Annotated in this window: 11 protein-coding genes and 1 tRNA gene; 8 read left to right on the plus strand and 4 right to left on the minus strand. The window is 64.2% G+C overall.

Annotated features, from left to right (window positions below):
• Positions 1-142: 142 nt before the first annotated feature.
• From pgm to AC1AYN_RS00015, 3 genes are all read right to left on the minus strand, one after another.
• Positions 143-1,819: a phosphoglucomutase (alpha-D-glucose-1,6-bisphosphate-dependent) gene (gene pgm / locus AC1AYN_RS00005; RefSeq protein ID WP_476531326.1), complete on the minus strand. Its 1,677-nt coding sequence runs from the start codon at positions 1,817-1,819 to the stop codon at positions 143-145.
• A 309-nt stretch (positions 1,820-2,128) separates the two neighbouring features.
• Positions 2,129-6,148 (minus strand): S8 family serine peptidase, encoded by a 4,020-nt coding sequence (locus tag AC1AYN_RS00010; RefSeq protein WP_476531327.1) that lies wholly within the window; start codon positions 6,146-6,148, stop codon positions 2,129-2,131.
• Between the two features lie 1,297 nt (positions 6,149-7,445).
• Positions 7,446-8,300 carry a hypothetical protein gene (locus tag AC1AYN_RS00015; protein WP_476531328.1) on the minus strand — a complete coding sequence of 285 codons (855 nt, stop codon included), beginning with the start codon at positions 8,298-8,300 and terminating at the stop codon, positions 7,446-7,448.
• 544 nt (positions 8,301-8,844) lie between these two features.
• On the opposite strand from AC1AYN_RS00015, the gene AC1AYN_RS00020 reads away from it, so the two are divergent.
• From AC1AYN_RS00020 to AC1AYN_RS00045, 6 genes are all read left to right on the plus strand, one after another.
• The gene (locus AC1AYN_RS00020; protein ID WP_476531329.1) at positions 8,845-10,170 is read left to right on the plus strand and encodes a hypothetical protein; all 1,326 of its coding nucleotides are present in this window, start codon (positions 8,845-8,847) and stop codon (positions 10,168-10,170) included.
• 977 nt (positions 10,171-11,147) lie between these two features.
• The gene (locus AC1AYN_RS00025) at positions 11,148-14,186 is read left to right on the plus strand and encodes a hypothetical protein (RefSeq protein ID WP_476531330.1); all 3,039 of its coding nucleotides are present in this window, start codon (positions 11,148-11,150) and stop codon (positions 14,184-14,186) included.
• Positions 14,186-15,769 (plus strand): hypothetical protein, encoded by a 1,584-nt coding sequence (locus AC1AYN_RS00030; protein WP_476531332.1) that lies wholly within the window; start codon positions 14,186-14,188, stop codon positions 15,767-15,769. Before AC1AYN_RS00025 ends, AC1AYN_RS00030 begins: the two co-directional genes overlap by 1 nt.
• A 179-nt stretch (positions 15,770-15,948) precedes the next feature.
• Positions 15,949-16,719, plus strand: coding sequence for a helix-turn-helix domain-containing protein (locus AC1AYN_RS00035; RefSeq protein WP_476531334.1), 771 nt, complete (start codon positions 15,949-15,951; stop codon positions 16,717-16,719).
• Between the two features lie 244 nt (positions 16,720-16,963).
• Positions 16,964-19,072, plus strand: coding sequence for a glucose PTS transporter subunit IIA (locus AC1AYN_RS00040; protein ID WP_476532278.1), 2,109 nt, complete (start codon positions 16,964-16,966; stop codon positions 19,070-19,072).
• 146 nt (positions 19,073-19,218) lie between these two features.
• Entirely contained in the window at positions 19,219-20,052 is an 834-nt protein-coding gene (locus AC1AYN_RS00045; protein WP_476531336.1) for a PRD domain-containing protein, read from the plus strand.
• Positions 20,053-20,252: 200 nt separating this feature from the next.
• Here AC1AYN_RS00045 and AC1AYN_RS00050 read toward each other — a convergent pair whose 3' ends face one another.
• Positions 20,253-21,383 carry a diacylglycerol/lipid kinase family protein gene (locus AC1AYN_RS00050; protein WP_476531338.1) on the minus strand — a complete coding sequence of 377 codons (1,131 nt, stop codon included), beginning with the start codon at positions 21,381-21,383 and terminating at the stop codon, positions 20,253-20,255.
• A 171-nt stretch (positions 21,384-21,554) separates the two neighbouring features.
• Between AC1AYN_RS00050 and serS the strand changes: the two genes are divergently transcribed.
• Together serS and AC1AYN_RS00060 are read left to right on the plus strand one after the other, a co-directional pair.
• On the plus strand, positions 21,555-22,841 hold the full coding sequence (gene serS, locus AC1AYN_RS00055; protein WP_034527232.1) for a serine--tRNA ligase: 1,287 nt from the start codon (positions 21,555-21,557) through the stop codon (positions 22,839-22,841).
• Between the two features lie 212 nt (positions 22,842-23,053).
• Positions 23,054-23,138 (plus strand) — tRNA-Ser (locus tag AC1AYN_RS00060).
• The last annotated feature ends 75 nt before the right edge of the window (positions 23,139-23,213 follow it).

The following is a 23,213-nucleotide window of genomic DNA, read 5'->3' on the forward strand; positions in this document are numbered from 1 at the left end:
CGGCCGTAGGCCGCGGGAGATGCGGTATCGACCTTCGGTCGATACCGCATCTCCCGCGGCCTACGGCCGCTCCACATACTCTCCCTCAGTCGCGGCTACGCCGCGCCAGCTCCCTCATCAGAGGGAGCCGAGAATGAGGACATCACTCGCCGAGGGCCTTGTCGACGACCTCGGAGGCTTCCGCGAGCACCTTGTCGAGGGCTTCGGGGCTCTCGAAGGACTCGGCGTACACCTTGTAGATGTTCTCGGTGCCGGAAGGACGGGCGGCGAACCAGTTGTCCTTCGTGGTGACCTTGAGGCCGCCGATCTTGGCGTGATTGCCCGGCGCCTCGGTCAGCTTGGCGGTGATGTCCTCGCCGGCGAGCTGCGTGGCGGTCACGTCGTCGCCGGACAGGGAGGCGAACTTCTGCTTCTGCTCGAGCGTGGTCGGGGTGTCGACGCGCTTGTACCAGGACTCGCCGAAGCGGGCCACCTGGTCCTTGTGGAGCTCGGCCGGGTTCTTGCCGGTCTTCGCGGTGATCTCGGCGGCCAGCAGGTCGGGGATGAGACCATCCTTGTCGGTGGTCCACACGCGGCCGTCGCGGCGCAGGAAGCTCATGCCGGAGCTCTCCTCGCCGCCGAACGCGACTTCGCCGGAGAACAGCGGGTCGACGAACCACTTGAAGCCGACCGGAACCTCGATGACCTTCGCGTTGATCGACGCGGCGACGCGGTCGATCAGGGAGGAGGAGACGAGCGTCTTGCCGACGGCGGCGCCCTTCGGCCAGTCCGGACGGTTGCCGCCGAACAGGTACTCGACGCACACGGCGATGTAGTGGTTCGGGTTCATCACGCCCCAGTTCGGGCAGACGATGCCGTGACGGTCGGCGTCCGGGTCGGTGCCGCCGACGAGATCGTACTTGTCCCACGCGCCGGCGTTGAGCTGGTCGACGAGGCCCTTCATCGCGTACGGCGAGGACGGGTCCATGCGGATCTTGCCATCGTGGTCGATCGTCATGAAGCGCCAGGTCGGATCGACCTCCGGGCGGACCACGCCGATGTTCAGGCCGTACTTCTCGTTGATGAGCGGCCAGTAGTTGACGGACGCGCCGCCCAGCGGGTCGATGCCGAGACGCACGCCGGAGTTGCGGATCACGTCGAAGTCGATGACGTTGCCGAGGTCGGCCACGTAGTGCTCGCGGAAGTCGAAGCCCTCGACGTACTCGGACTTGACGGCTTCCTCGTAGGGCACGCGCTTGACGTTCTTGTAGTCGCCGAGCAGCTCGTTGGCGCGGGCGGCGATCGCGTTGGTCACGTCGGCCGGGGCGGGGCCGCCGGTGACGGGATCGTACTTGAAGCCGCCGTCGGTCGGCGGGTTGTGGGACGGGGTGACGACGATGCCGTCGGCCAGGCCTTCACCGGTGAAGCGCTGGGTGCCGTCGGCGGCGCGGTTGTGGGTCAGGATCGCCTGGGAGACGACTGGGGTGGGGACGAAGTCGTCGCGGGAGTCGATGCGCACGTGCACGCCGTTGGCGACGAGCACCTCGATCGCGGTCTTCTTGGCCGGGCCGGACAGCGCGTGCGTGTCGGAGCCGAGGTACAGCGGGCCGGTGACGCCGGCCTTCTTGCGGTATTCGGCGATGGCCTGGGAGATGGCGACGATGTGGGCCTCGTTGAACGAGGTCTTCAGGGACGATCCGCGGTGGCCGGAGGTGCCGAAGATGACACGCTGTTCCGGAACGGACGGGTCGGGGACGAGGTCATAGTACTTGCCGATGACCTCATCGACGTTGATCAGATCTTCTGGGGTGGCGGGCTTGCCCGCATTGTTTGCTACCATGGTTCCTATTGTGCCACGGTTTCGACGCGCGACATGGATGTTGTGTTAATTTTTGTCATATTTTGTGCGAAGTAGTCCCGTTGTCGGCCCCCTCTCGTTGACTGGCCTCTCGCTGGCCGGCCTCCCTCTGACGAGGGAGGTGTCATCGCGAAGCGATGACGGAGGGAGAGAAAAAGAGCGGCCGTAGGCCGCGAGGAAATCGAATCGGCCTTCGGCCGATGCCTTATCTCCCGCGGTCTACGGCCGCTCCTGTCTCTCCCCCACCCGGCTCCGCCGGGAGCCCCCTCGTCAGAGGGGGCCTAGGGGAACTTAGGCCCGGCGCTTGCGCCAGACCGTCAGGCCGATGCCGGCGGCGGCGGCGATGGCGGCGAGCGTCATGACCGCGGCGACGGCGGAACCGGTCGAGGACAGACCGCCCTTGGCGGCCGCCTTACCGCCTTGCTGGTCCTTCTTGTCGGACTTGTCAGCAGGCGCGGACGGCTCCGGCTTGGGTTCGGGCTTGGGCTGCTCGGACTCCGTCAGACCGTCGAAGGCGGTCTTCAGATCGCTGTAGGCGGTCTCGACTTCGGGCTGGGTGGCGTCCTTGTTCGCGAGCACGTCCTGCGCGGCCTTGAGGGCCTTGGTGAACGCGTTCCAGGAGTCATCGGTGTAGTCGCCCTTCTGGGTGTCCTTCACCTGATCGACCAGAGCCTGCAGCTTGGTCTTGTCCACGGTGGCCTCGGTGTGCTTCAGGCCGTCGAAGGCGGTCTGAAGATCGTTGAGCGCGCCGTCGACGTCGGCCTGGGTGGCGTCGGTCTTGGCGAGCACGTCCTCGGCGGCCTTGAGAGCCTTCTGGAACGCGTTCCAGGAGTCGTCGGTGTAGTCGCCCTTCTGGGTGTCCTTCACCGAGTCGACGAGCTTCTGCAGCTCGGTCTTGTCGACCTTCGGAGCCGGGGTGGACGGCGTCTCGATGTCGATGTTGTCGGTCTCGTCGGTGGACTTGACCGGCTCGACGCCGTTGAGGTGCAGCACGAGGGCCTTGGACTTCGGGGCCTCCGGGCCGGCACCGAGGTGGGCGGTGATGCTCGTGTCGCCCTTGTCGGCGAAGACCGCGGTGCCGGAGTCGGACTGGCCGGCGTCGCCGAACCACAGGTACGGGTTCAGCGCGTCGAAGGCGAAGACGTCGCTCTTGTCGGACACGGCGGAGCCGGTGGTGGACACGTTGGCGGCGGCGGAGGATTCGATCTGCACGTAGCCCTGCATCTTGGCGGTCTTGGTGTCCTTCGTGATACCGAGCGCGGAGAGCTTCACCGGCAGCAGCACGATGTTGGAGTCGGCCACGGTGGAATCCGGAATCGGCTCGGAGTCGATCACATTGCCAATCTGGTTGTTGACGACCTCGTAGGTTTCGGCCCACACGGCGTCGGTCGCGGTGGACTTGCCGGAGATGGGCTCGGCGGTGCTGATGGAGACGAAGGCGTCGACCTGACCGTCGCCGTTGGAATCCAGCAGCACTTCGGGAATGAAGTTGTTGCCGAGACGCGACCAGGTCTTGTCGGTCTGGACGCCGATGGTCAGGTATCCGGCGGACGGGTCGGACAGCTGACGGGCGGTGGAGGAGAAGCCGACGGCGCGGATGTCGCCGGCGGCCGCGGAACGGGAGGTGTCGACGCTCGTGGCCTCGTCACCTGCCGGGTCCTCGGTGAGCAGCTGCATCGGAGCGACCTGCGAGGTGTAATTCTCCTCGCCGTCGCCCTGCGCGAAGCCGGCGTCGCCGGAGAGCTTCAATGCGCCCTCCTTCGAATCCTTGGCGAATTCGAGCGAGGACTTGGTCGAGACGGACGGACGCGGCGCGGAGGAGACGGCCACGCGCAGCGGGGAGAACACGGCGTCGGAGCCCTCGGCCGGGGCGAGACGCACGATGCCGCTGGCATCGGTCACGTAGTTGCTGTCACGGGTGGCGAGGCTCGGGTTCTTCGCCGGCTGGGTGGTGTCACGCGTGTGGCGCAGCGCGGAGCGGTCCGGGATGCTCAGCGTCACGTTGAACGTGGCGGAGCCGTTGGCGGGCACGGCGAGCGTGGACTTGTCGACCGTGTAGGTGACGCCCGGGGTCTCGGTGCGCGGCACGTAGGCGACGTTGTAGGTCACGGCCTTGTCGGAGGAGTTGGTCACGGTGAAGGACTTCGTCGCGGTGTAGCCGTCGGCGGGCACCTGCACGATGCCGAACTGGCCGGTGACGGCTGTCGGGTCGTCGCTGGCGGCGACGGTGACCGGGTTGTTCACCGCGTCGAGAGCATCGATGCGGCCGGTACCGGAGCGGATCGGGCTCGTCGCGGCACCGCCCTTGCTGATCGTCACGTCATGGTCGGCGGTGTTCATCACGGCGGCCTTGACCTGCTCCGGGGTCCAGCCCGGATGCGCCTGGAAGGTCAGCGCGGCCACGCCGGAGGTGAGCGGGGTTGCCATCGAGGTGCCGCTCATGACCTCCGGCTTGGTGCCGGTGCCGGCGGACGCGGAGACGATGCCCACGCCGGGGGCGGAGACGTCGGGCTTGACGGTGCCGTCGGCGGAGCCGTGGATGCCGCGGGAGGTGAAGTCGGCCACGGTGTCCTGGAAGTCGGCGGAGTAGTCGACCTTGAGGCTCATGCGCTGGTCGGAGGAGAGCTTGACCTCGAGCGTGCCGGCGTCGAGCGCGGACTGGATCTTCTCCACGCCCGGAGCGGTGACCTGGAAGCCGGGGATGCCGGCGTTGCCGGCGATGCCGGCGGACGGCAGCTTGGACTGGGATGCGAAGATGATGGCCTTCGCGCCGGCCTTCTCGGCGTTGTTGAAGCGCGCGCCGGAGCCGCAGACCACGTTCGCGTCATCCCATTCGACCCACGCGATGTTGCCCTTGACGGCCTTCGCGTCGGCGTCGGAGTAGGCGGCGCAGCCGTTGAGGTTGTTCGGGTCGGAGACCTTCACGACCTTGCCGGTCACGGAGAAGTCCTCGAGGTTCGTGTAGTTCTGCGAGTACTGGCCGGGCAGCGCGGTGCCGGCGATGTCGCTCGGGGCGGTCGCGGTGATGGAGTCCTGCAGCGTGCCGCCGGACTGGCTGGCGGCCACGGCGAGGGAGCTGGCCGCGGTGGCCGGGCTGCCCATGATGTCCGTGAAGTCGCCGTCGTTGCCGGCCGCGACCACGGAGAGCACGCCCTGCTTGGTGAGTGCGTTCACCTTGGCGGTGTCCGGGTCGTCCGGGGTGCCGTAGCCGCCGCCGAGGGACATGGAGAGGATGTCGATCTTCTTGCCTTCGGGCGCGTTGACGAGGTTCTTGGCGACCCAGTCGAGGCCGGCGCCCACCAGACCGGTGGAGCCGCCGTTGTCGCCGAACACCTTGACGGAGTAGATGCCCGCCTGCGGCGCGGAGCCGGGGGCGACGGTCATCGCGCGCACGTCGGCTTCGGAGATCTTCGTGTAGTCGGAGTCCTTGGCGCTCGTGCCGTCGGCCTTCACGCCGTAGCCCGCGGCGGTGCCGGCGACGTGGGTGCCGTGGTGGCCGCCCTTGCCGTCGATCGGGTTCTCGTCCGGGTTCGGGGTGACGTGCACGTTGTCGTTCGGGTAGTAGTCGGAACCGGCGAGATCGGTGCCGCCGAGGAACTTGTTCGTGTCGGCGAGGCCGGCGGGCACGGTCGTGGAAGCGAGCGCCTGCTCGTAGGCCGCGGTGGTGCCGGGGCCGCCGAAGTCGGCGTGCGTGTAGTCGAGACCGGTGTCCATGATCGCGATGTTGACGCCCTTGCCGGTCTTGCCGGTCTGCGTCCACGTGCTCACGGCGCGCACGAGCGCGTCGTTGTTCGCGTTGGCCGGGTTCGCGTTGGTGCCGGCCGCGGTGGTGTCCGCCGTGCTGGCGGTGGTCGCGGTCTTCAGCGTGATCGGGCTGATCTTGACGACGTCGCCGTTATTCCCGGCGAGCGTGCGCAGCGCGTTGGCGTCGGCGTAGACGGCGACGCCCGGAACGGTGTACGAGGTGGTGTACACGAGCTTGGCGTTCGGGTCAAGCTTCTTGAGCTGGGCGAACACGTCGTCGGCGGTCGCGGCGGACTGCTCGGCGGCCGCGTTGGCGGCGGCCTTCATCGACGTGCGTGCACGGGTCGAACCGCCGTTGTTGCTGTAGACGGACAGACCGCTCTTGCCGACGGTCTGGATGAACACGAGCTTGGTGCCGGTCGCGTCGGCGAGACGCGACGAGATGTTGGCGTACTGCAGCGGGGTGCCGGTCGCCGGTGCGGCCGACGCGGTGGCCACGAACGACCCCGCGGCCACCGCCGCGCAGGCCGCCGCGGCGGCCCAGCGCATCCATGTGGGTTGCTTCATACCTCTCCTTTTCAGGTGTTCTGCGACCGGATGCGTCGAACGCGCGCGGGGGTATGGCGGAACGCGGATGCGTCGAGACGCTCCCGTGTGATTCAGCTTCGAGTCCCCCGTGCGCGTGCGTGAACCGCCCGCGATAAACGTCTGCATTGTATGGACGCGATTGTTTCCGTCGCCCGTTCGTCCGATTGGTGACACGGTGCCCGCCATGCGGCGATGCCGTGGCCCGCGGCCCGCCGCCGGCATCGTTTTCGTTGCCGTTTCAGCGTTTTCAGGCTTCTTTCACATCGTTGTCCGGGCTGTGCCGGATTGCCGCGATACGACGTTTTTCTGGACGTTTCTGAAGATTTTCTTGCATGAATCCTGCATAATTCACATACGCATGGAACCGTTGCCGCGCATGGCATGCACGATGATTCCGATGCCGGTCGTCAGCCGGAATCTTTCATTGTTTTTACAAGCCTGTAACACGATTCTCGTTTTTCCGTCACGAGCCCTGTCGCCTCCCTCTGACGAGGGAGGTGTCATCGCGAAGCGATGACGGAGGGAGAGAGGAGGAGCGGCCGCAGGCCGCGGGGGTATCGCATCGGCCGAAGGCCGATTCCGTTTCCTGCGGCCTACGGCCGCTGTCTCTCCCCCCAGTCGGCCTCCGGCCGACAGCTCGACCGTCAGAGAGCCGCCCTCATTTTCGTCCTGATTCTCCCTGCGATTGCGATGATGATACCGTTCGTGGCCATCATCCCGGATAGGGCGTGGGCGCATCCAATCCCGGTGGCATGTCCAACATGGGGCATGAAGTATCCATCTGGGATGGAAATGATTCCGACCGGCACGTTTCTCGTCGACCCCACTCACAGACCATTCACGTTCGACAATCACAACGTGGTCACCAACTGCTGTTGAGTGGAATCCGTGTATCTTTTCGTAGAAATAACTGGTCCTGTGCCCGAACACCCGTCAAAGCGATAACGACATGTCGAATTGGAGTAGTGACTTCTGGTGGACGGATGCGAACGGCGGTCTGTGCGCGACGGAGAGATTTGCCTCTGCGGCACGTCAGTGTCGAAACTGGCCTCCGACCAGCGGTTCAAACCGAACATCATTTCTTCCGGTTATCCAGCGCTCTCCGACAGGGCGGGTAAAATCTGGCTGATGACCGCTCTGAGAAGCGGCAGCCTCTCCATCACGAAGATCAACTCGACAAAGGCCGAATCTGGCTGCCCCCATCGGCTCACCCGTCTCCGACCTCATCATCCCCGTCGTGATTACGCCGCCGGCATGACCGGGCTAGGACTGGTGGTCAGCCGGAGACATCGGCGTCGGACGTGAATGTCGGAGGATTCGTTATTGGCCGCATCGGTTCGCCATGTGATGTAGCGAACCGATGGTTGGTGCTTAGTTTCCATTCGCCGGGCTTCCTTATCTGCTTGGGAACGTCGCCGAAGACCCGTTGCATGGATGCGCAGTATTTGTCGTACAGGTTTGGGATGCGGCAGTGGAATCCAATCGTAGCAATTCCCGTGGTTTCCTCCTCGTCAAACAGTAGGGGCATGATTTCCTCCGCAATCAGCATGCCTCCGCCGTTGCGTTTCGCCGACGTGAAGTCGTCGAACATCACAGTGTGCCCGTCCGTGCAGGTTCCCCGGATACAGACAGCAATCTCCGTGGCATGCCCCTTACCTTGGTTACCTTTGGTGTCGCGGCCTTCGCCCCGGTAAACGATGAGGAAACTGGGACCGCCTGCGAACATTGTGTTCCGTGAACAATACCAGACGACTACTGGGGCCAATGCCAATAGCGCGACCAGTACGAGAATCGAGATCAAGGGGAACACCGTGAATGCGGGCCGGAACCATCCCGGCCATCCGAAACACAGGATCAAGGCCACAAGAAAAATCAGTCCCGCGGGTATGGTGATGCATCGCATTTGCACGAGCTTCCATCCGGTGAACTTCCAGGCATCCCGGAGCCGTTCGCATTGTTGCTTCGCCGTTTCCTTGGAATCTTTGTGATGCACTTTCACCGTTCCTGTAACCGGGAAGTTTCCGTGCTGTTTTGGGGTTCCGTCGAACCCCGGCTGGTGTTCAACGCGTTGCCGAAGTACTTTCGACAATGTTCCGGCCAGAGCTTCGGCCGGCTGCCTTCCCTCGCTCATATCCGTTTTCTCCTCGCTAATCGGGAAGTCTTCGAGTCGGGGCCGAGCATACCGGGTTCCGAACCATGATTCAGCAGCCGTTTCGAAAAGAGGTCATCCGCCACGGCCAGTCGAGCATTGACGTGGAGGTCGCAATCGGTTGTTGTCGCGGACATACATAGATTGTGGTCGGACTCTTGTAGAGTCTCCTCCCGTAAGGATTTTCAGGTGTTTTTGAAGTCCGCCCAGCACGCTTCCCCCTAGAGGGGGTGCGAGAAGTCGGCAGGTGCGAAGCGCATGGCCGTTTCTCTTGCTCCCCACGGATGTGGGAGCTGTCGCATGAGCGCGACCGAGGGGCTATCGGCTGGCTGAAGGCGATTACAAGGATTCCTCTTTCCTGATTGTCGCATCGTCATCGCTATTAGAATGGTGGGGTATTTTGACAGTGAAGGACAGTTGTGTTCTGTGTGGTGAGTAAATCTGACATTCGTGGATTCTGCTCTACGGCATTCATCGGAGGTATCTATACTACATATCAAGAAAAGATATAAAGAAGGATGTTCAGATGGGCAAAAATAAATATCAGAATCTATTATGCGTTTTACTTGGTGCAACCATTGGGTGGTTGAGTATCAATGCGAAGATGAAGCGGAATGAGCAAGTTGGAGATTTCGAGGGGAAAGTCAGGCAGTCGTCAGATGATTCAAGGGTGATTTGCAATGGTGATTCTAGTTCTTCCTCGGAAGGTAGGCGGGAAAAGATAATGCTCAAGAAACAAGCAAAACGGGCGAAGAATGTGAGACAGTCCAATCAGATGGCCGGCGGGGTAAATCTGAGACAAGGGATGAAATATGAGGCAGATACTTGGCTTTCTGAAATTGTTATTGCGGGGTATATTGGGCTGGTGCTCGCTTTAGCTTGTGGAGTACGACGATCAAGTTTCGGGCAAGGTCCTCGCGAATTTCTTAAATCCGTCTACTATGCAACTCCATCGTTTGGAGATGATGGTTATTCATCTATTCTGGCGTTACTTGGAGTGGCGGCTGGCATTGCGATTGGTCTGGTGATTGAGAATAATAGTCTTGAGAAGACGATTAGATTTCATGCTATGGCGCGTGCGCTTCGTCTAACAACGCTGTTTGCGGCACTGATGCTGGGGATGATATTGCCCTGTATGACTATCGAGAAGGGTAAGTTCTTCGGAGTTGTTCTTGCATTAGGGCCGTTCGCAATCCTTACGAAGCTGCATGGATTGAGCCGACTGTCTGAGGATATTTCCAAGGAGATTGAAACATTGGATGAATGTATTGAAGAAATTGATGAGGAATTGAGGTATATGTCAACGAATTCACAAGCAATTTCATGTCGTATTTATAGAAGTAGACTTTGGTGGATTGTCGCTACTGTTTTTGGAAGCCTATTTGTTTCATTTATTTTCACGATGGTTATACGATTTTTTGCAAATAATTCGCTTTCAATTATGAATTGGTTGATATGGGCGTGCTTTGTGGTTTGTGCATTAATTCTTCAAGGTCTTGGGCAGGAGTTGCTTGTTGAGGAGTATCTTACTGCTCTGTCCAATGAAAGCATACAGAAAAGAATTTACGTCGGATTCCATATCGTGCTTTGTGTGGCGACTGTGTCTTTGTTTATATGTTCTCAATATGCTTTTGATAAAGCAACGCCATCGTGGTGTATGTGGTTGTTGGGTGTAGTTATGTCAATCATTCAAATCGCACAGTTCCTTTTTCTGAAGCTTAACAGGGGAAGGGTATTTCCCAAAACTCGAGCTACATATCTTGGTAAACGGAGAAGTTTGATGCTGGAATCGAAATCCAAAGCCGAAATAAGATTGCGTGTATATGTAGACAAAGATTCCGATGAGGTCTGATGGGATTTGGGTGAGCTGTGAGTCGTCGTTGCAAAAGTAGAGAGTAGTCTTTGCTGTTATTTTTTGTTTCGTTTGTAAAGCCTGATGTTAATTAGGCTGACGGATTGCACGAGACGAAGGCGACCGTGTCGCTCAAGGCGGCTGGTTCCGACCTGACCACGATTGGCGTGACCGCGAGCAAGCAGTTCACGGTCTGACCGACGGATCGTGCATGCCCCTCGGCGCGGATTCCATGTGATTGCGCATCGAGGGACAGGAATCCTTGCCCCTCGGTGCGCAATCGGCTCCTATTCGTATCGAGGGGTGACGCGCTTCCGATGTCCGACGTAACCGCATCCCTAGAAACGGCCATTTTCCGATGATCCGCTGATTGGCTTCACGGGTCGGGGCCTTGGAACTCGCCCCTCGGTGCAGAATCATCCATAAGCCGCGTCGAGGTGCAAGTTTTCCTGTCCCTCGACGCGAATAGTGCATGATTCCGTATCGAGGGGCGAGCGTCGTCTCCCCCTAGGGGTGAGGGGTGCGTAGGATTTCCCCCTCAGTCCGGTCTGCGGCCGGCCAGCTCCCCCTGAAGGGGGCGCAGGAAAATCGACATGCGCGAAGCGCATGACCGTTTCCTTGGCTCCCCCACGGATGTGGGGGAGCTGTCGCGCGGGGCGCGACTGAGGGGGTGCCCGGCCGGCGGTTTCATACCGTGGAGGCGATTGTAAAAATTTTCTTTCATAATTCGCGCGCCGTCGGGCATCTTGGAATGACGGGGTTGCGCGGGCCGGAACTACCGGCCCGCGCAACCCCGTTCCTTGATTGTTTTTACTTCGGCGCAACATGATGTTCTTCCGTTTCGAGAATTTTTCATAACATGGGGCCACTTTGATCGGGAAACCTGGATGCGCGCACCTTGGCAGTCAAGGAAAGGGGAGTCGCGGCAACGGGCGGGGAAGGATCGAAGCGTCACTCGGAAGGGAGTCGAGAACATCATGAACATCACCACCACGCGCAAGGCCCTGGGCGGGCTGTGCGCGGTCGTGCTCGGGCTGACCAGCCTGGGCGCCGGGACGATGACGGCCATCGCCCAGACCGCGCAACCCGGCCAGACGCAGGCCGCGACGGCACAGGCCGTGACGTCGCAGACCGCCGCCAAGTCCGCCAAGGACGACTACACGCTCACCGGCGCGGACGGACAGGCCGCCCCCGTGCAGTCCTCGAACGGCGACGACGCGCTCAAGGCCGCTACCACGCCGCAGCAGGGCGCGCCGGACCTCAAGAACACGAAGACCCTGCCGGACACGGTCAAGCTGAACGACATGTTCCGCTACGAGGCCGCGTCCACGTCCGACGCCAAGCCCTCCGACGCCGACGCGTTTGCCGCGAACGGCGTGGCAGACACCGGCACCGGCGCCGCAGACAGTGCCCCGGCTCCGGCCTCCGCAACCGCTGCCAAGGCCGACATGACCCTGTTCCCGCAGACGGTCACGCACAAGGAGCTGTCCGACCGCCGCGCCATCGCCATCCACGCGTCCGGCTTCGCCGCGGGCGAGGCCATCGCGTACGAGGTGGCCGGTCCCGGCGACCCGCTGTACAACATGACCAAGTACTTCGCCGGCTACGCCGACAAGAACGGCAAGTGGATCAACACGATCAGCTACCTGAACGCCGACTACGCGCGCAAGGGCGACTACACCGTCAAGCTCACCGGCATGAAGAGCGGCGCGAGCGTCGAAGGCAGGTACACGATCACCGACGACCCGGCCGAGCTGGCCGCCGGCACCGCGAAGATCGAGACCGCATCCAGCACAATCACCCAATACGACATTCGCTTCACCGGCATGAAGTTCACCGCCTCCGGCTTCAAGGCCGGCGAGGAGGTGAAGATCTACGCGGTGACGTCCCTCGGCGATGCGCAGGCCATCGACGACTACAAGGCCTCCGCCGACGGCACCGTCTCCGACGCCATCGTCACCCGCACCTCCGTCGGACTGACCGGCGTGTTCCAGCTGGTCGCGGTCGGCTCCGAATCCGGGTCCGCGAAGGTCGACTTCACCATCGTCGCCAACGACGACCCGTTCGCCGACGCGGTGGACAGGAAGGCCGCCGACACGGTCAAGCTCACCATCGACCCGAAGCGCATCTCCCAGTACGCGCTCGGCCTGCAGGGCATGAAGTTCACCGTCGACGGCATGCAGAAGGACGAGAAGGTCGAGTTCATCCTCACCGATCCGGACACCGGATTCCAGCAGGCGTACACGATGCTGCCCACCACCTACCCGAAGCCGGTCGAGGGCCAGTACTCCTCGCCGCTGTACGACACGTCGCTCGCCGCCAAGCCCGGCACCTACGCGGTCAAGGTCGTCGGCGCCAAGTCCGGCTACGTGACCGGCAGCTACGAGGTCTACGACGACACCAGCATCACGATCGACCCGAAGATCGTGCCGACCGGCGAATTCGCCAAGCACGTCAAGGACGGCGTCGCCACGATGACCCAGTCCGAGCTGCTGGCCGACGGCGCGATCACGTTCAAGGCCACCGGCTACGTGCCCGGCGACTACACGGAAAGCTACATCATCAATCCGAACGGCTCCCAGATGCCCGGCGTCAGCGGCCTGACCGGTAGCGACGGCACCTACGTGGACGACGGCAGCTACTGGAAGGCCCCGAACAACTTCGGCGGCCGCAGCGGCTACAACAACGCGCTCGTGCCCGGCACGTACACGCTCGTCGTGGCCGACCACTACGCCAAGAGCCGCATCTACAGCCAGATCGCCATCAAGGTGACCGACGACTCCAAGACCGCGCCCCGCGGCAAGGTCGCCGTCTCCGCGAACACGATCAGCGCCTACGACCTCTACAAGAACGGCCTCAAGCTGGACGTCAGCGGCTTCAACGCCTCCGAGCTCGGCAGCCTGCTCATCACCACGCCGAACGGCACGCCCGCCATCGCCAGCCCGATGACGCTCGGCGCCAACGGCAACTACGAGGGCACGTTCAAGGCCAACGATCCGGAGACCGCGCAGACCGGCGAATACAAGGTCGCCTTCTACACCAACGACGCGGACCACCCGAAGCAGGAGGCCACGTTCACCGTGACCGACGACCGCGCGCCCGAAGCCACGATCGGCGTGACCCTCTCCGCCGACAAGCTCACCCAGTCCGACTTCGCCAAGACCGGCCTCGACCTGAGCGCCACCGGCCTCGACGCCTACCAGTACGGCGACGTGCGCATCACCGAGCCCGACGGCACCACCGTGATCGCCACCACGCTGCAGGCCGACGCCGACGGCGACATCAAGCTCGCCGCCCCGCTCAAGCGCGCCACCGACACCGCGCAGTCCGGCGAATGGACCGTTCAGGTGAAGACCAAGGACTACCACCACGGCGAGGCCACGTTCGCCGTCACCGGCGACAACAAGCCGGCCGGCGTCGACAAGACCGAGCTCAAGCGGCTCGTCGACAAGGCCGCCGCGCTCAAGGAATCCGACTACACGGCGGAATCCTGGGCCGGTCTCGCCGCCCCGCTCGCCGCAGCCAAGGCCGTCCTCGCCAAGGAGAACGCCACCCAGGCCGAAGTGAACACCGCGTGGGGCGACCTCAACGCCGCGATCGACGCGCTCGTCGCCGCCGCCAAGCCCAGCACGGCCGACAAGACCAAGCTGCAGGATCTCGTTGCCAAGGCCGAGACGCTGGACTCCTCCAAGTACACGGCGGAATCCTGGGCCGGTCTCGCCTCGCCGCTCGCCGCGGCCAAGGCCGTCCTCGCCAAGACCGACGCCACGCAGCCGGAAGTCGACGCCGCCTACCGCGACCTCGCCGCCGCGATCGACGCGCTCGTCGCCAAGAGCGCGCCGACGCCGCAGCCCGGTGACGGTGCGGGCGCGGGTGCCGCGAACGCCGGCACCGGCGCGGCCGCGGCATCGCCGCTGGCCTCGACCGGCGCGTCCGTGAGCCTCCTCGCGGTCGGCGCGCTGCTGACCCTCGCCGGCGCCGCGATGCTCGCCAAGGCGCGTAAGGAGCGTGCGTGATGGAACACTCGGATAAGGAGAACAAGATGAACGCAACGCGCGCGACGATGTCGCGTTCGAAGAAACTGGGCGTCGCCGCGCTCGCCGCCGGACTGGCGTTCGCCACCGCGGCCGGCGTGATGATGGCCACCGGCTCCGCGGCCGACATGAGCGGCGTCGTGCGATACAGCGCGCCGAACGTCGCGGACTACACGGCGCAGGCCGGCGCGCTCGGCGACGGTCTCAACGCGGCCATCGCGCATGATCTCGACATGAGCGGCGCGAAGTATCTGGCGCTCGCCGACGCCGGCCGCGCCGCGGCGGCGACGGTCAAGTCGCTGGGGAGCGGCGTGAAGGCGTCATGGATCGACGGCGACGGCACGCTGCACGTCATCGCGTCCGACGCGGCGACGGCGCGACGCGCGTCCGCCGCCGGCGCCGACGCGACGACCTCCGATCCGCTGGGACGTGAGGCCGCCGCGAAACAGGCGTCCGACGCCTCCCGCACCTACTACGCCGACTACACGGACGGCACGGTGAAGTCCTACGCGAAGAAGTCCCTCAAACTCACCTCGGGCGGTCTCGCCGCGGGCGACTTCATCGGCGGCACCGGCTACATGGTGACGACCACGTCGGGCGGCAACGCGCGTTGTTCCGCCGGATTCGCCGGCACCGACGGCTTCGGCCAGAACGTGAACCTCACCGCCGGACACTGCGTCGAAGGCATCGACACCGGCGTGCAGATCAAGGCGATGACCTTCCCGGTCCCGACCATCTACCTCGACCGCCAGTGGGGTCTCGACGACGCGCGCAACGTGGTCGGCCGCGCCGTGCAGGGCCACGTCGGCGACGAGAACGACGCCGGCGTCATCAACCTGTCCGAGAACACCTACCAGTCGTTGCCGCAGGTCTCCACCTGGGGCGCCGACGGCAAGGACGCCTCCCAGTCGAAGGGCGAGGGCCTGTACTCGCAGGACGACGGCACGCCGCTCGACGTGTACGACGGCTCCGACGTGATCGTCGGCATGCCCGCGTGCAAGTCTGGTTCCACCAGCGGCTGGACCTGCGGCACCATCAAGCGCGTGAATGTGAGCGAAAGCATCAACGCGGAAGGCGTGATGAAGTCGGTCTCCGGCTTCCAGTTCGACGCATGCATGCTGTCCGGTGATTCCGGCGGCGCGATCGTCTCCGGCCACTACGCGATCGGCATGGACTCCTACGGCAACATGGACAGCTGCGCCGACCGCGACGATCCGGACGCGGTGGCCGGCGGCTTCGCGTTCATCGCCGGAGACCACAACGCCGAGAAGATGTTCGGCGACAACTTCAACCTGACCATCAAGGTCGGCGAACCGGTGATTTCGGCCGCGGACGCGCAGTCCGTGTCCGGCACGGTCGATGCGGCGACCGGTGCGAAGGTCGCGGTGTCGGTGGACGGCAAGTCGTACACGACGGTCGTCAAGGACGGCGGCAAGTGGTCGGTGCGTCTGGGCGACGGGCTGGCTTCGGGTTCGCATGAGGTGAAGGCGACCGCGTCGCTCAAGGCGGCCGGTTCCGACCTGACCACGACGGGTGCGACCGCGAGCAAGCAGTTCACGGTCTGATCGCTTTCGGGTTGTAGCCCCCTCAGTCCGGCCTGCGGCCGGCCAGCTCCCCCTGAAGGGGGCGCGGAGAACGGTCATGCGTTGCACGCATGTCGATCTCCTTGCGCCCCCTTCAGGGGGAGCTGTCGCGCGAAGCGCGACTGAGGGGGTATGCGCGGCTAGGGACGAGGAGGATGATAATGGTGGATGACCTGACCGACGAGTGGGAGGAGATGACGGCGATGGCCTACGACGAGCTGCCCGAGGTGTTCGAGGTCAGCGACCGCCGCGTGCTGCGCGTCATCACGAATCCCATCCGCTACGCGGCGCTGTCGGAGCTATTCGAAAGCCACGAGCCGCTGACCGCTACGCAGATCGCCGACGCGGTGGGCGTCAGCCCCAGCGTGATGAGCTACCATCTGCGCGAACTCGGCAAGGTCGGCATCATCCATCGCGTCCGCGGACTGCGCGACGGACGCGAGGCGCCGTGGATGCCGAGCGCCAAGCAGTACCGCATCGTCGTCAGCAAGGAGCCGAGTCATGAGGCGCGCATGAAACTGATGGACGCCGTGCTCGTCGCGATGCGCGACCGCATCGAACGCATGATCGTCGCGCGTGCCCGGAGCCGCGCCGTGCCGCCGAACGACGCCAGTCCCTACACGATGCTCTCCACCGGCAACCTGGTGCTCACCGAGGAGGAGAGCATCGCCGTGCAACAGGAGGTCCGCGCAATCTGGCGCAAATACGAACAGCTTAGCGACGGGCGCAAGCCGGGACGCTACCCGGTCAACGCCGTCTACGTGTGGTCGTGCCTGCCCGACGCGGCACGTGACGGCGCTACGCGTGACGGCCACGCGCGTGACGGCGGCAGGCGCGGCACCGGTGGACGTGCGGGCGCCTCCCGTACGGCTAGAATCGCCGGTGTGTCGCCGAAAAACGTTGGAAACAAGCCGTTTTGGGGAGTTGTTTAAAAAAGGTTTGCATATTCGTTATCGTTCTGTTATAGTGACGCACTGTCAGTTTCCTTAGCAGGGTTGCTACTCAAGATTTCGAGGCAAGACCTGAGGCGTGAGCCAAACCATAGGAACATGCACCCACAAGGTGCGGGTTCCACGGTCCCAGACTCTTGCCCCAGGTCTTTTTCGTTGTCTGGGCCAATGCCGACCTGACACGTGGGAAGCTGCGACATATGGAATGAAGGAAATGGAGAACACGATGTCGCATCAGGACGATGTCAAGGCGATCATCACCGCCGTCGGTGGTGCCGCCAACGTCAAGTCGTTGACGCACTGCGCCACCCGACTGCGTTTCGAACTCAAGGACGGGGGCAAGGTCGACCAGGCCTCCCTCGACGCCAACAAGGTCGTGCTGGGCGGCGTGCCGCAGTCCGGCGACCGCTACCAGGTCGTCATCGGCGGCCAGGTCGCCTCCGTGTACGACGAGATCATGCACCTGCCGGAGATGGCGGGCCTCGGCGCCGGCACCGTCCCGGACGACGACGGCGACGGCGAGATGTCCAACGCCGAACTCAAGGCCGCGGAACGTAAGAAGGGCATCCGTGGCAAGGTCGCCTGGCTCGACAACTTCTTCGAGTATCTGGCCGACTCCTTCCGCCCGATCCTGGGCGTCCTGCTCGGCGCGTCCATCATCATCGCGCTCGTCAACCTGGCCATCTCCCTCGGCCTCGTCGAGAACGACACCGCCACCACCGGCCTCGTGTTCATCCAGGCCATCTGGAAGGGCGTGTTCTACTTCCTGCCGATCATGATCGCGTACAACGCGTCCAAGAAGCTGAAGGTCGACCCGTGGCTGGGCGGCTCCATCATGGCCATGCTCATGACCCCGCAGTTCATGACCACCCTGCAGGATCCGAAGCAGTGGGGCGACGCCGTCAAGTGCGTCAAGGTGATGGGCAACACGCAGTGCACCACCACCGTGTTCGGTCTGCCGATGCAGATGTCCGACTACTCCGGACAGGTCTTCGTGCCGTTGCTCATGGCCGCCGTGCTCGCCCTCGTCTACCACGGGCTCAAGAAGATCATCCCGGATTCCGTCCAGCTCGTCTTCCTGCCGTTCTTCTCGATGATCATCGTCGGCGCCCTGACCGCCTACATCATCGGACCGCTGGGCGTCTGGGCCGGCAACGGCGTCGGCGTCGGCCTGTCCTGGATGAACTCCCACGCGCCGTTCATCTTCGCCATCGCCATCCCGCTGCTCTACCCGTTCCTCGTGCCGCTGGGTCTGCACTGGCCGCTCAACGCCCTGATGCTCATGAACATCCAGACGCTCGGCTACGACTTCATCCAGGGCCCGATGGGTACGTGGAACTTCGCCTGCTTCGGCGCCACCGCCGGTGTGCTGTTCCTCTCCATCCGTGACCACGACGACCAGATGCGCCAGACCTCCATCGGCGCCCTCGCCGCCGGCCTGCTCGGTGGTGTCTCCGAGCCGTCCCTCTACGGCATCCACCTGCGCTACAAGCTCATCTACTCCCGTATGCTCGTCGGCTGTGGCGTCGGCGGTGTCGTGATCGCCGTCATGGGCTGGCTGTTCCCGTCCTCCGCCGGCGTCCACGGCGTGACCACCACCACGTTCGCCTTCACCTCGCTGCTCACCATCCCGGTGTTCAACCAGATGTGGGTCTACGCCGTGTCCATCGCCGCCGCGTTCATCACCTCGATGGTTCTCATCATCACGCTCGACTACCGCACTCCGGAGCAGAAGGCCGAAGTGAAGGCCCGTGTCGCCGCTGCCGCCAAGGCCAAGGCCGGCAAGGGCAAGGCCGCCGTCGAGGCCGCTCCCGCCGCCGCCCCGGTCGCCGAGACCGCTGTTGAAGAGACCCCGGCCGCCCCGGCCGCCGACGCCGAGCCGACCACCGCCGTGGGTGCCCCGGTCGACGGCCACGTCGTCTCCCTCGACGACGCCGGCGATCCGGTGTTCGCCTCCCGCGCCCTCGGCGAGGGCGTTGGCATCCAGCCGACCGGCTCCGTGGTCAAGGCCCCGGTCTCCGGCGTGCTCCAGACCGTCGCCGAGACCGGCCACGCGTTCGGCCTCAAGACCGATGACGGCGTCGAAGTGCTCGTGCACGTCGGCATCGACACGGTCAAGATGAACGGCGAAGGCTTCGACGTCAAGGTCGCCAAGGGCGATCGCGTCAAGGCCGGCGATCCGCTCGTCGCCGTCGACTTCGACAAGGTCAAGGCGGCCGGCTACAGCACCACCACGCTGATGACGGTCCTCAACACCGCGATGCTCACGTCCGTCACTCCGAAGACGAACGTGGACGTCAAGGCCGGTGACGAGGTCCTCGCCATCGAGAAGTGATCATTCCGACGCGCCGGTTCCGGGCCCTCGGCGGATGATTCCGCCGCGGCCCGGGCCGGCGCGTCGGCTATGCTGAGCCTTATGGACGGATTCCGGCGGCGGCCTTCGGGCCGGGGCCGGTCCGGTCATGGGGTGAAAGGGATGTCATGGAAATACTTCGCGTCTTCAACAACAACGTCGTCCTCGCGAAGGACGGCACGCGCGAGGTGATCCTCACTGGCCGCGGGCTTGGCTTCAAGGCGAAACCCGGCATGACGGTTGACCGCACCAAGGTGGCGCGCGTGTTCGTGCCCGCCGACGGGCGCGACCCCGACCATCTCGCCCAATTGCTCGGCGACATCCCGCCCGAGGTCATCAAACTCGTCTCCGAAGCCATGGACCGAATCGGTCTGGGCGAGGAGGCGGGACAGAATCCCACGCTCGTCATGGCCCTCGCCGACCACGTGTGCGGGGCGCTGCGCCGCGTCAAGAACGGCATCCCGGCCATCGCCTACCCCCTCACCGAAGAGGTGCAGACGCTGTACGAGCGCGAATACACGCAGGGGAAGTCCCTGCTCAAGGCGTTGAACACACGGCTCGGCGGCGTGCTGCCCGAGAACGAGGGCGTCGCGTTCGCGCTGCACCTCGTCAACGCCGGATTCTCGACCGGCGACCTGACCCACACGTATGCGATGACAGGCGTGATCCAGCAGCTGCTCGCCGTCATCGAAAGCACGTACGGCATCACGCTCGACGAACATTCCGTCAACGTGGGCCGATTCATCACGCATCTGCGCTACCTGTTCGTGCGCATCCACCAGCACAGCCAGCTGAAGCGCGAACCCGAGGCGATCGTCGCGTCGATCATGCAGTCCTATCCGAAGGCCGCCGAATGCGCCCGCCGCATCGCCGCGCTCATCGAGCTGCGCCTCGACACCACGCTCACCGAAGACGAAATCGCCTACCTCACCCTCCACGTAGCCCGAGTCAGCGCCGCCTGACGTCCAGTTCGGCCCCCTCTCCTTGCAGGGATGGTGCCTGACGTTCCTTCTGTTCTCCCGCAGGGAGGGTGGCTGTTTTTTCTTCCCTCCCTTTGCAGGGGAGGGTGGCGGCGAAGCCGACGGGTGGGGTAGTCCGATACCCCCTCAGTCCGCCTCATGGCGGCCAGCTCCCCCTGAAGGGGGCGCAGAAGCAATGGACCCTACGCCCGGATCGGCTCCATCGTGCCGGTGGCGGACGGGTCGCCGCCGGTGATCTCCGGCACGCGCACGATCAGCGCGTTCCGGTCGACGGTGAATCGGATGTGCTGCGTGGCGGGCAGCATGTCGCCGTCCACCTGCGCGGGCGTCGGCTTCTCCAGCACGAGTTCCGCGCTCACGCCCTGCACCTGGTCGATCGTCGAATTCGTGGAGAGCGGGTTCTGCTCCGCCTTGCCGGTGATCGTCTGATGCACCACGTCGCCGAACAGGTTCGCCCATCCGATGATGCCGCCCGTCGTGTCGATGATCTCGAAATCGAGCAGGCCATCGTGGAACGAGGCGTTCGGCATCAGCGAGAACACGGGGATCTGGCCGCAGTTGCCGGCCATGAACGTGCGGAACACGAGTCCGCGCGTCGAATGCGTGCTGCCGTCCGCGCTCGTGATCGTCACGTTCGCACGGTATTTCGGCGCGAACAGGTTCTTCACGCCGCCCACGAAATACGCGAGCCAGCTGATGTTCTTCTTCAGTTCCGGATCGGTGTCGTCGATCATCGCCGCATCGAAGCCGACACCCGCGATGATGAGGAACGCGTGCGCGTGATCCTCCTCCGGGTGGTCGAGCAGCGCGAGACGGCCCATGTCCACGCGACGCGACCCGTGCGACGTGGCCACGGTGAGCGCCGCATCGATGTCGTCCACCGGAATGCCCATGTTGCGCGCGAACAGGTTGCCGGTGCCGATCGGCACGATGCCGAGCGCGTGGCCGGTGCCGGACACGGCGGACGCGACCGTGCGCACCGTGCCGTCGCCGCCCACCGCGACGACCACGTCCGCGCCGTGCTCGAGCGCTTCGAGCGCGCACGCGCGGCCGTCCTTGTCGAGCTGCGTGTCGATGAATTCGACCTCGGTGAGCCCCTTCTCCTTGCAGAACCGTTCGATATGCGCGCGGCGGGCGGCCGCCTGCGGCTTCGACGGGTTCACGATGAACGCGTAATGCACCTGGTCGTCATCGCGTGCGACGAGTTTCTCGGCGAGACGGCGGCGCCGATACGCGCGAACGGCGAACGCGACGGCGACGATGACGGCGACGACGCCGAGGACTACTGCGATGATGACTGCGGCTGTGGGCATAACCCTTATTCTGCTCACTCGGCGCTAAGATTCCCGCATCGCCACGGAATAATTGAACGATTCCTGCACGTTGCGGGGTGGGCGGCGCCGATCACGTGGTGCCGGTTCACATGGATGGCATCGGTTGCGTGCCACGGTCGCGTGTCGGCTTACGGCGGTAGGCTGGGCCGCATGCTTGATATTCAATTCATTCGCGAACACGCCGATGTCGTCAAGGAATCCCAGCGCAAGCGCGGCGAGTCCGTCGAACTCGTCGACGAGGTCCTGCGCTCCGACGAGGCGCGCCGTTCCTCCCTCAAGGAATTCGAGGCCGCCCGCGCCCAGCAGAAGGAGATCGGCAAGAAGGTCGCCGCCGCCCCGGCGGACGAGAAGGCCAAGCTGATCGCCGAGACCAAGGCGCTCGCCAACAAGGTCTCCGAGTACAAGGCCGCCGCGGACGCCGCGTCCGAGGAATACACCACCGCGATGTGGAAGCTGTCCAACATCGTCGAGCCGGAGGCGCCGGAAGGCGGCGAGGACGATTACGTCGTCGTCAAGAAGGTCGGCCAGATCCGCGACTTCGCGGCTGAAGGCTTCGAGCCGAAGGACCACCTGACCCTCGGCACCGAGGTCGCCGGCATCGACATGCGCCGCGGCGTCAAGGTCGGCGGCTCCCGCTTCTACTTCCTGCGCGGCCAGGTCGCCCGCATGCAGATCGCGATGCTCACGATGGCCGTCGACCAGGCCGAGGAGCACGGCTTCACGCTCGCCATCACCCCGACGCTCGTGCGCCCCGAAGTGATGCGCGGCACCGGCTTCCTCAACTCCCATGCTGACGAGATCTACCGTCTGCGCGAGCCCGACGACCAGTACCTCGTCGGCACCTCCGAGGTGGCGCTGGCCGGCATGCACGAGAACGAGATCCTCGACCTCGGCAACGGCCCGCTGCGCTACTGCGGCTGGAGCTCCTGCTACCGTCGCGAGGCGGGCGCCGCCGGCAAGGACACCTCCGGCATCATCCGCGTCCACCAGTTCGACAAGGTGGAGATGTTCGTCTACGCGAAGCAGGAGGACTCCTACGCGGAGCACCAGCACCTGCTCGAGATGGAGCAGGAGATGCTCGCCAAGGTCGAGGTGCCGTACCGCATCATCGACACCGCCGCCGGCGACCTCGGCTCCTCCGCCGCCCGCAAGTTCGACTGCGAGGCCTGGGTGCCGACTCAGGGCCGCTACCGCGAGCTCACCTCCACCTCGAACTGCACCGAGTACCAGGCCCGCCGCCTGAACATCCGCGAGCGCACCGAGGACGGCTCCACCCGCCCGGTCTCCACGCTCAACGGCACGCTGGCCACCACCCGCTGGCTCGTCGCGATCCTCGAGAACCACCAGCAGAAGGACGGCTCCATCGAGATTCCGAAGGCCATGCGTCCCTACATGGGCGGCAAGGAAGTCATCGAGCCCACCAAGTGGGAGGCGTGACGCCCTCGCAGGCGTGACGCCCTCGCAGGCGTGACGCCCGCCTAGCCCGCCCCACAATCCCATGGTGCGGCAACACACAATCTCCATAACGTTGGAAAATGGCCGTTTTGGCCTACCGCACCATGGGGATTTCACCGCACCATGGGATTGGTATCGGGTTTCTGTATAATGAATCGTCGTGCATGCGGCCGAAACGGGGTGTGCGCGTATACGGGTAGATGTCTGAGCGGTCTAAAGAGACGGTCTTGAAAACCGTTGAAGGGCAACCTTCCGCGAGTTCGAATCTCGCTCTGCCCGCCGTAACGAAACGGGGTTTCGGGAATGTCCGAAGCCCCGTTTCGCGTATCCGCCGACTTCCCGTCGCCCGTCGCG

The sequence above is a fragment of the Bifidobacterium sp. LH_413 genome, from assembly GCF_056357015.1.

What these genes read in the sequence shown, in the direction of transcription:
- pgm (WP_476531326.1), bottom strand. Translation starts at nt 1,819, where the DNA reads ATGGTAGCAAACAATGCGGGCAAGCCCGCCACCCCAGAAGATCTGATC.
- AC1AYN_RS00010 (WP_476531327.1), bottom strand. Translation starts at nt 6,148, where the DNA reads ATGAAGCAACCCACATGGATGCGCTGGGCCGCCGCGGCGGCCTGCGCG.
- AC1AYN_RS00015 (WP_476531328.1), bottom strand. Translation starts at nt 8,300, where the DNA reads ATGAGCGAGGGAAGGCAGCCGGCCGAAGCTCTGGCCGGAACATTGTCG.
- AC1AYN_RS00020 (WP_476531329.1), top strand. Translation starts at nt 8,845, where the DNA reads ATGGGCAAAAATAAATATCAGAATCTATTATGCGTTTTACTTGGTGCA.
- AC1AYN_RS00025 (WP_476531330.1), top strand. Translation starts at nt 11,148, where the DNA reads ATGAACATCACCACCACGCGCAAGGCCCTGGGCGGGCTGTGCGCGGTC.
- AC1AYN_RS00030 (WP_476531332.1), top strand. Translation starts at nt 14,186, where the DNA reads ATGGAACACTCGGATAAGGAGAACAAGATGAACGCAACGCGCGCGACG.
- AC1AYN_RS00035 (WP_476531334.1), top strand. Translation starts at nt 15,949, where the DNA reads ATGGTGGATGACCTGACCGACGAGTGGGAGGAGATGACGGCGATGGCC.
- AC1AYN_RS00040 (WP_476532278.1), top strand. Translation starts at nt 16,964, where the DNA reads ATGTCGCATCAGGACGATGTCAAGGCGATCATCACCGCCGTCGGTGGT.
- AC1AYN_RS00045 (WP_476531336.1), top strand. Translation starts at nt 19,219, where the DNA reads ATGGAAATACTTCGCGTCTTCAACAACAACGTCGTCCTCGCGAAGGAC.
- AC1AYN_RS00050 (WP_476531338.1), bottom strand. Translation starts at nt 21,383, where the DNA reads ATGCCCACAGCCGCAGTCATCATCGCAGTAGTCCTCGGCGTCGTCGCC.
- serS (WP_034527232.1), top strand. Translation starts at nt 21,555, where the DNA reads ATGCTTGATATTCAATTCATTCGCGAACACGCCGATGTCGTCAAGGAA.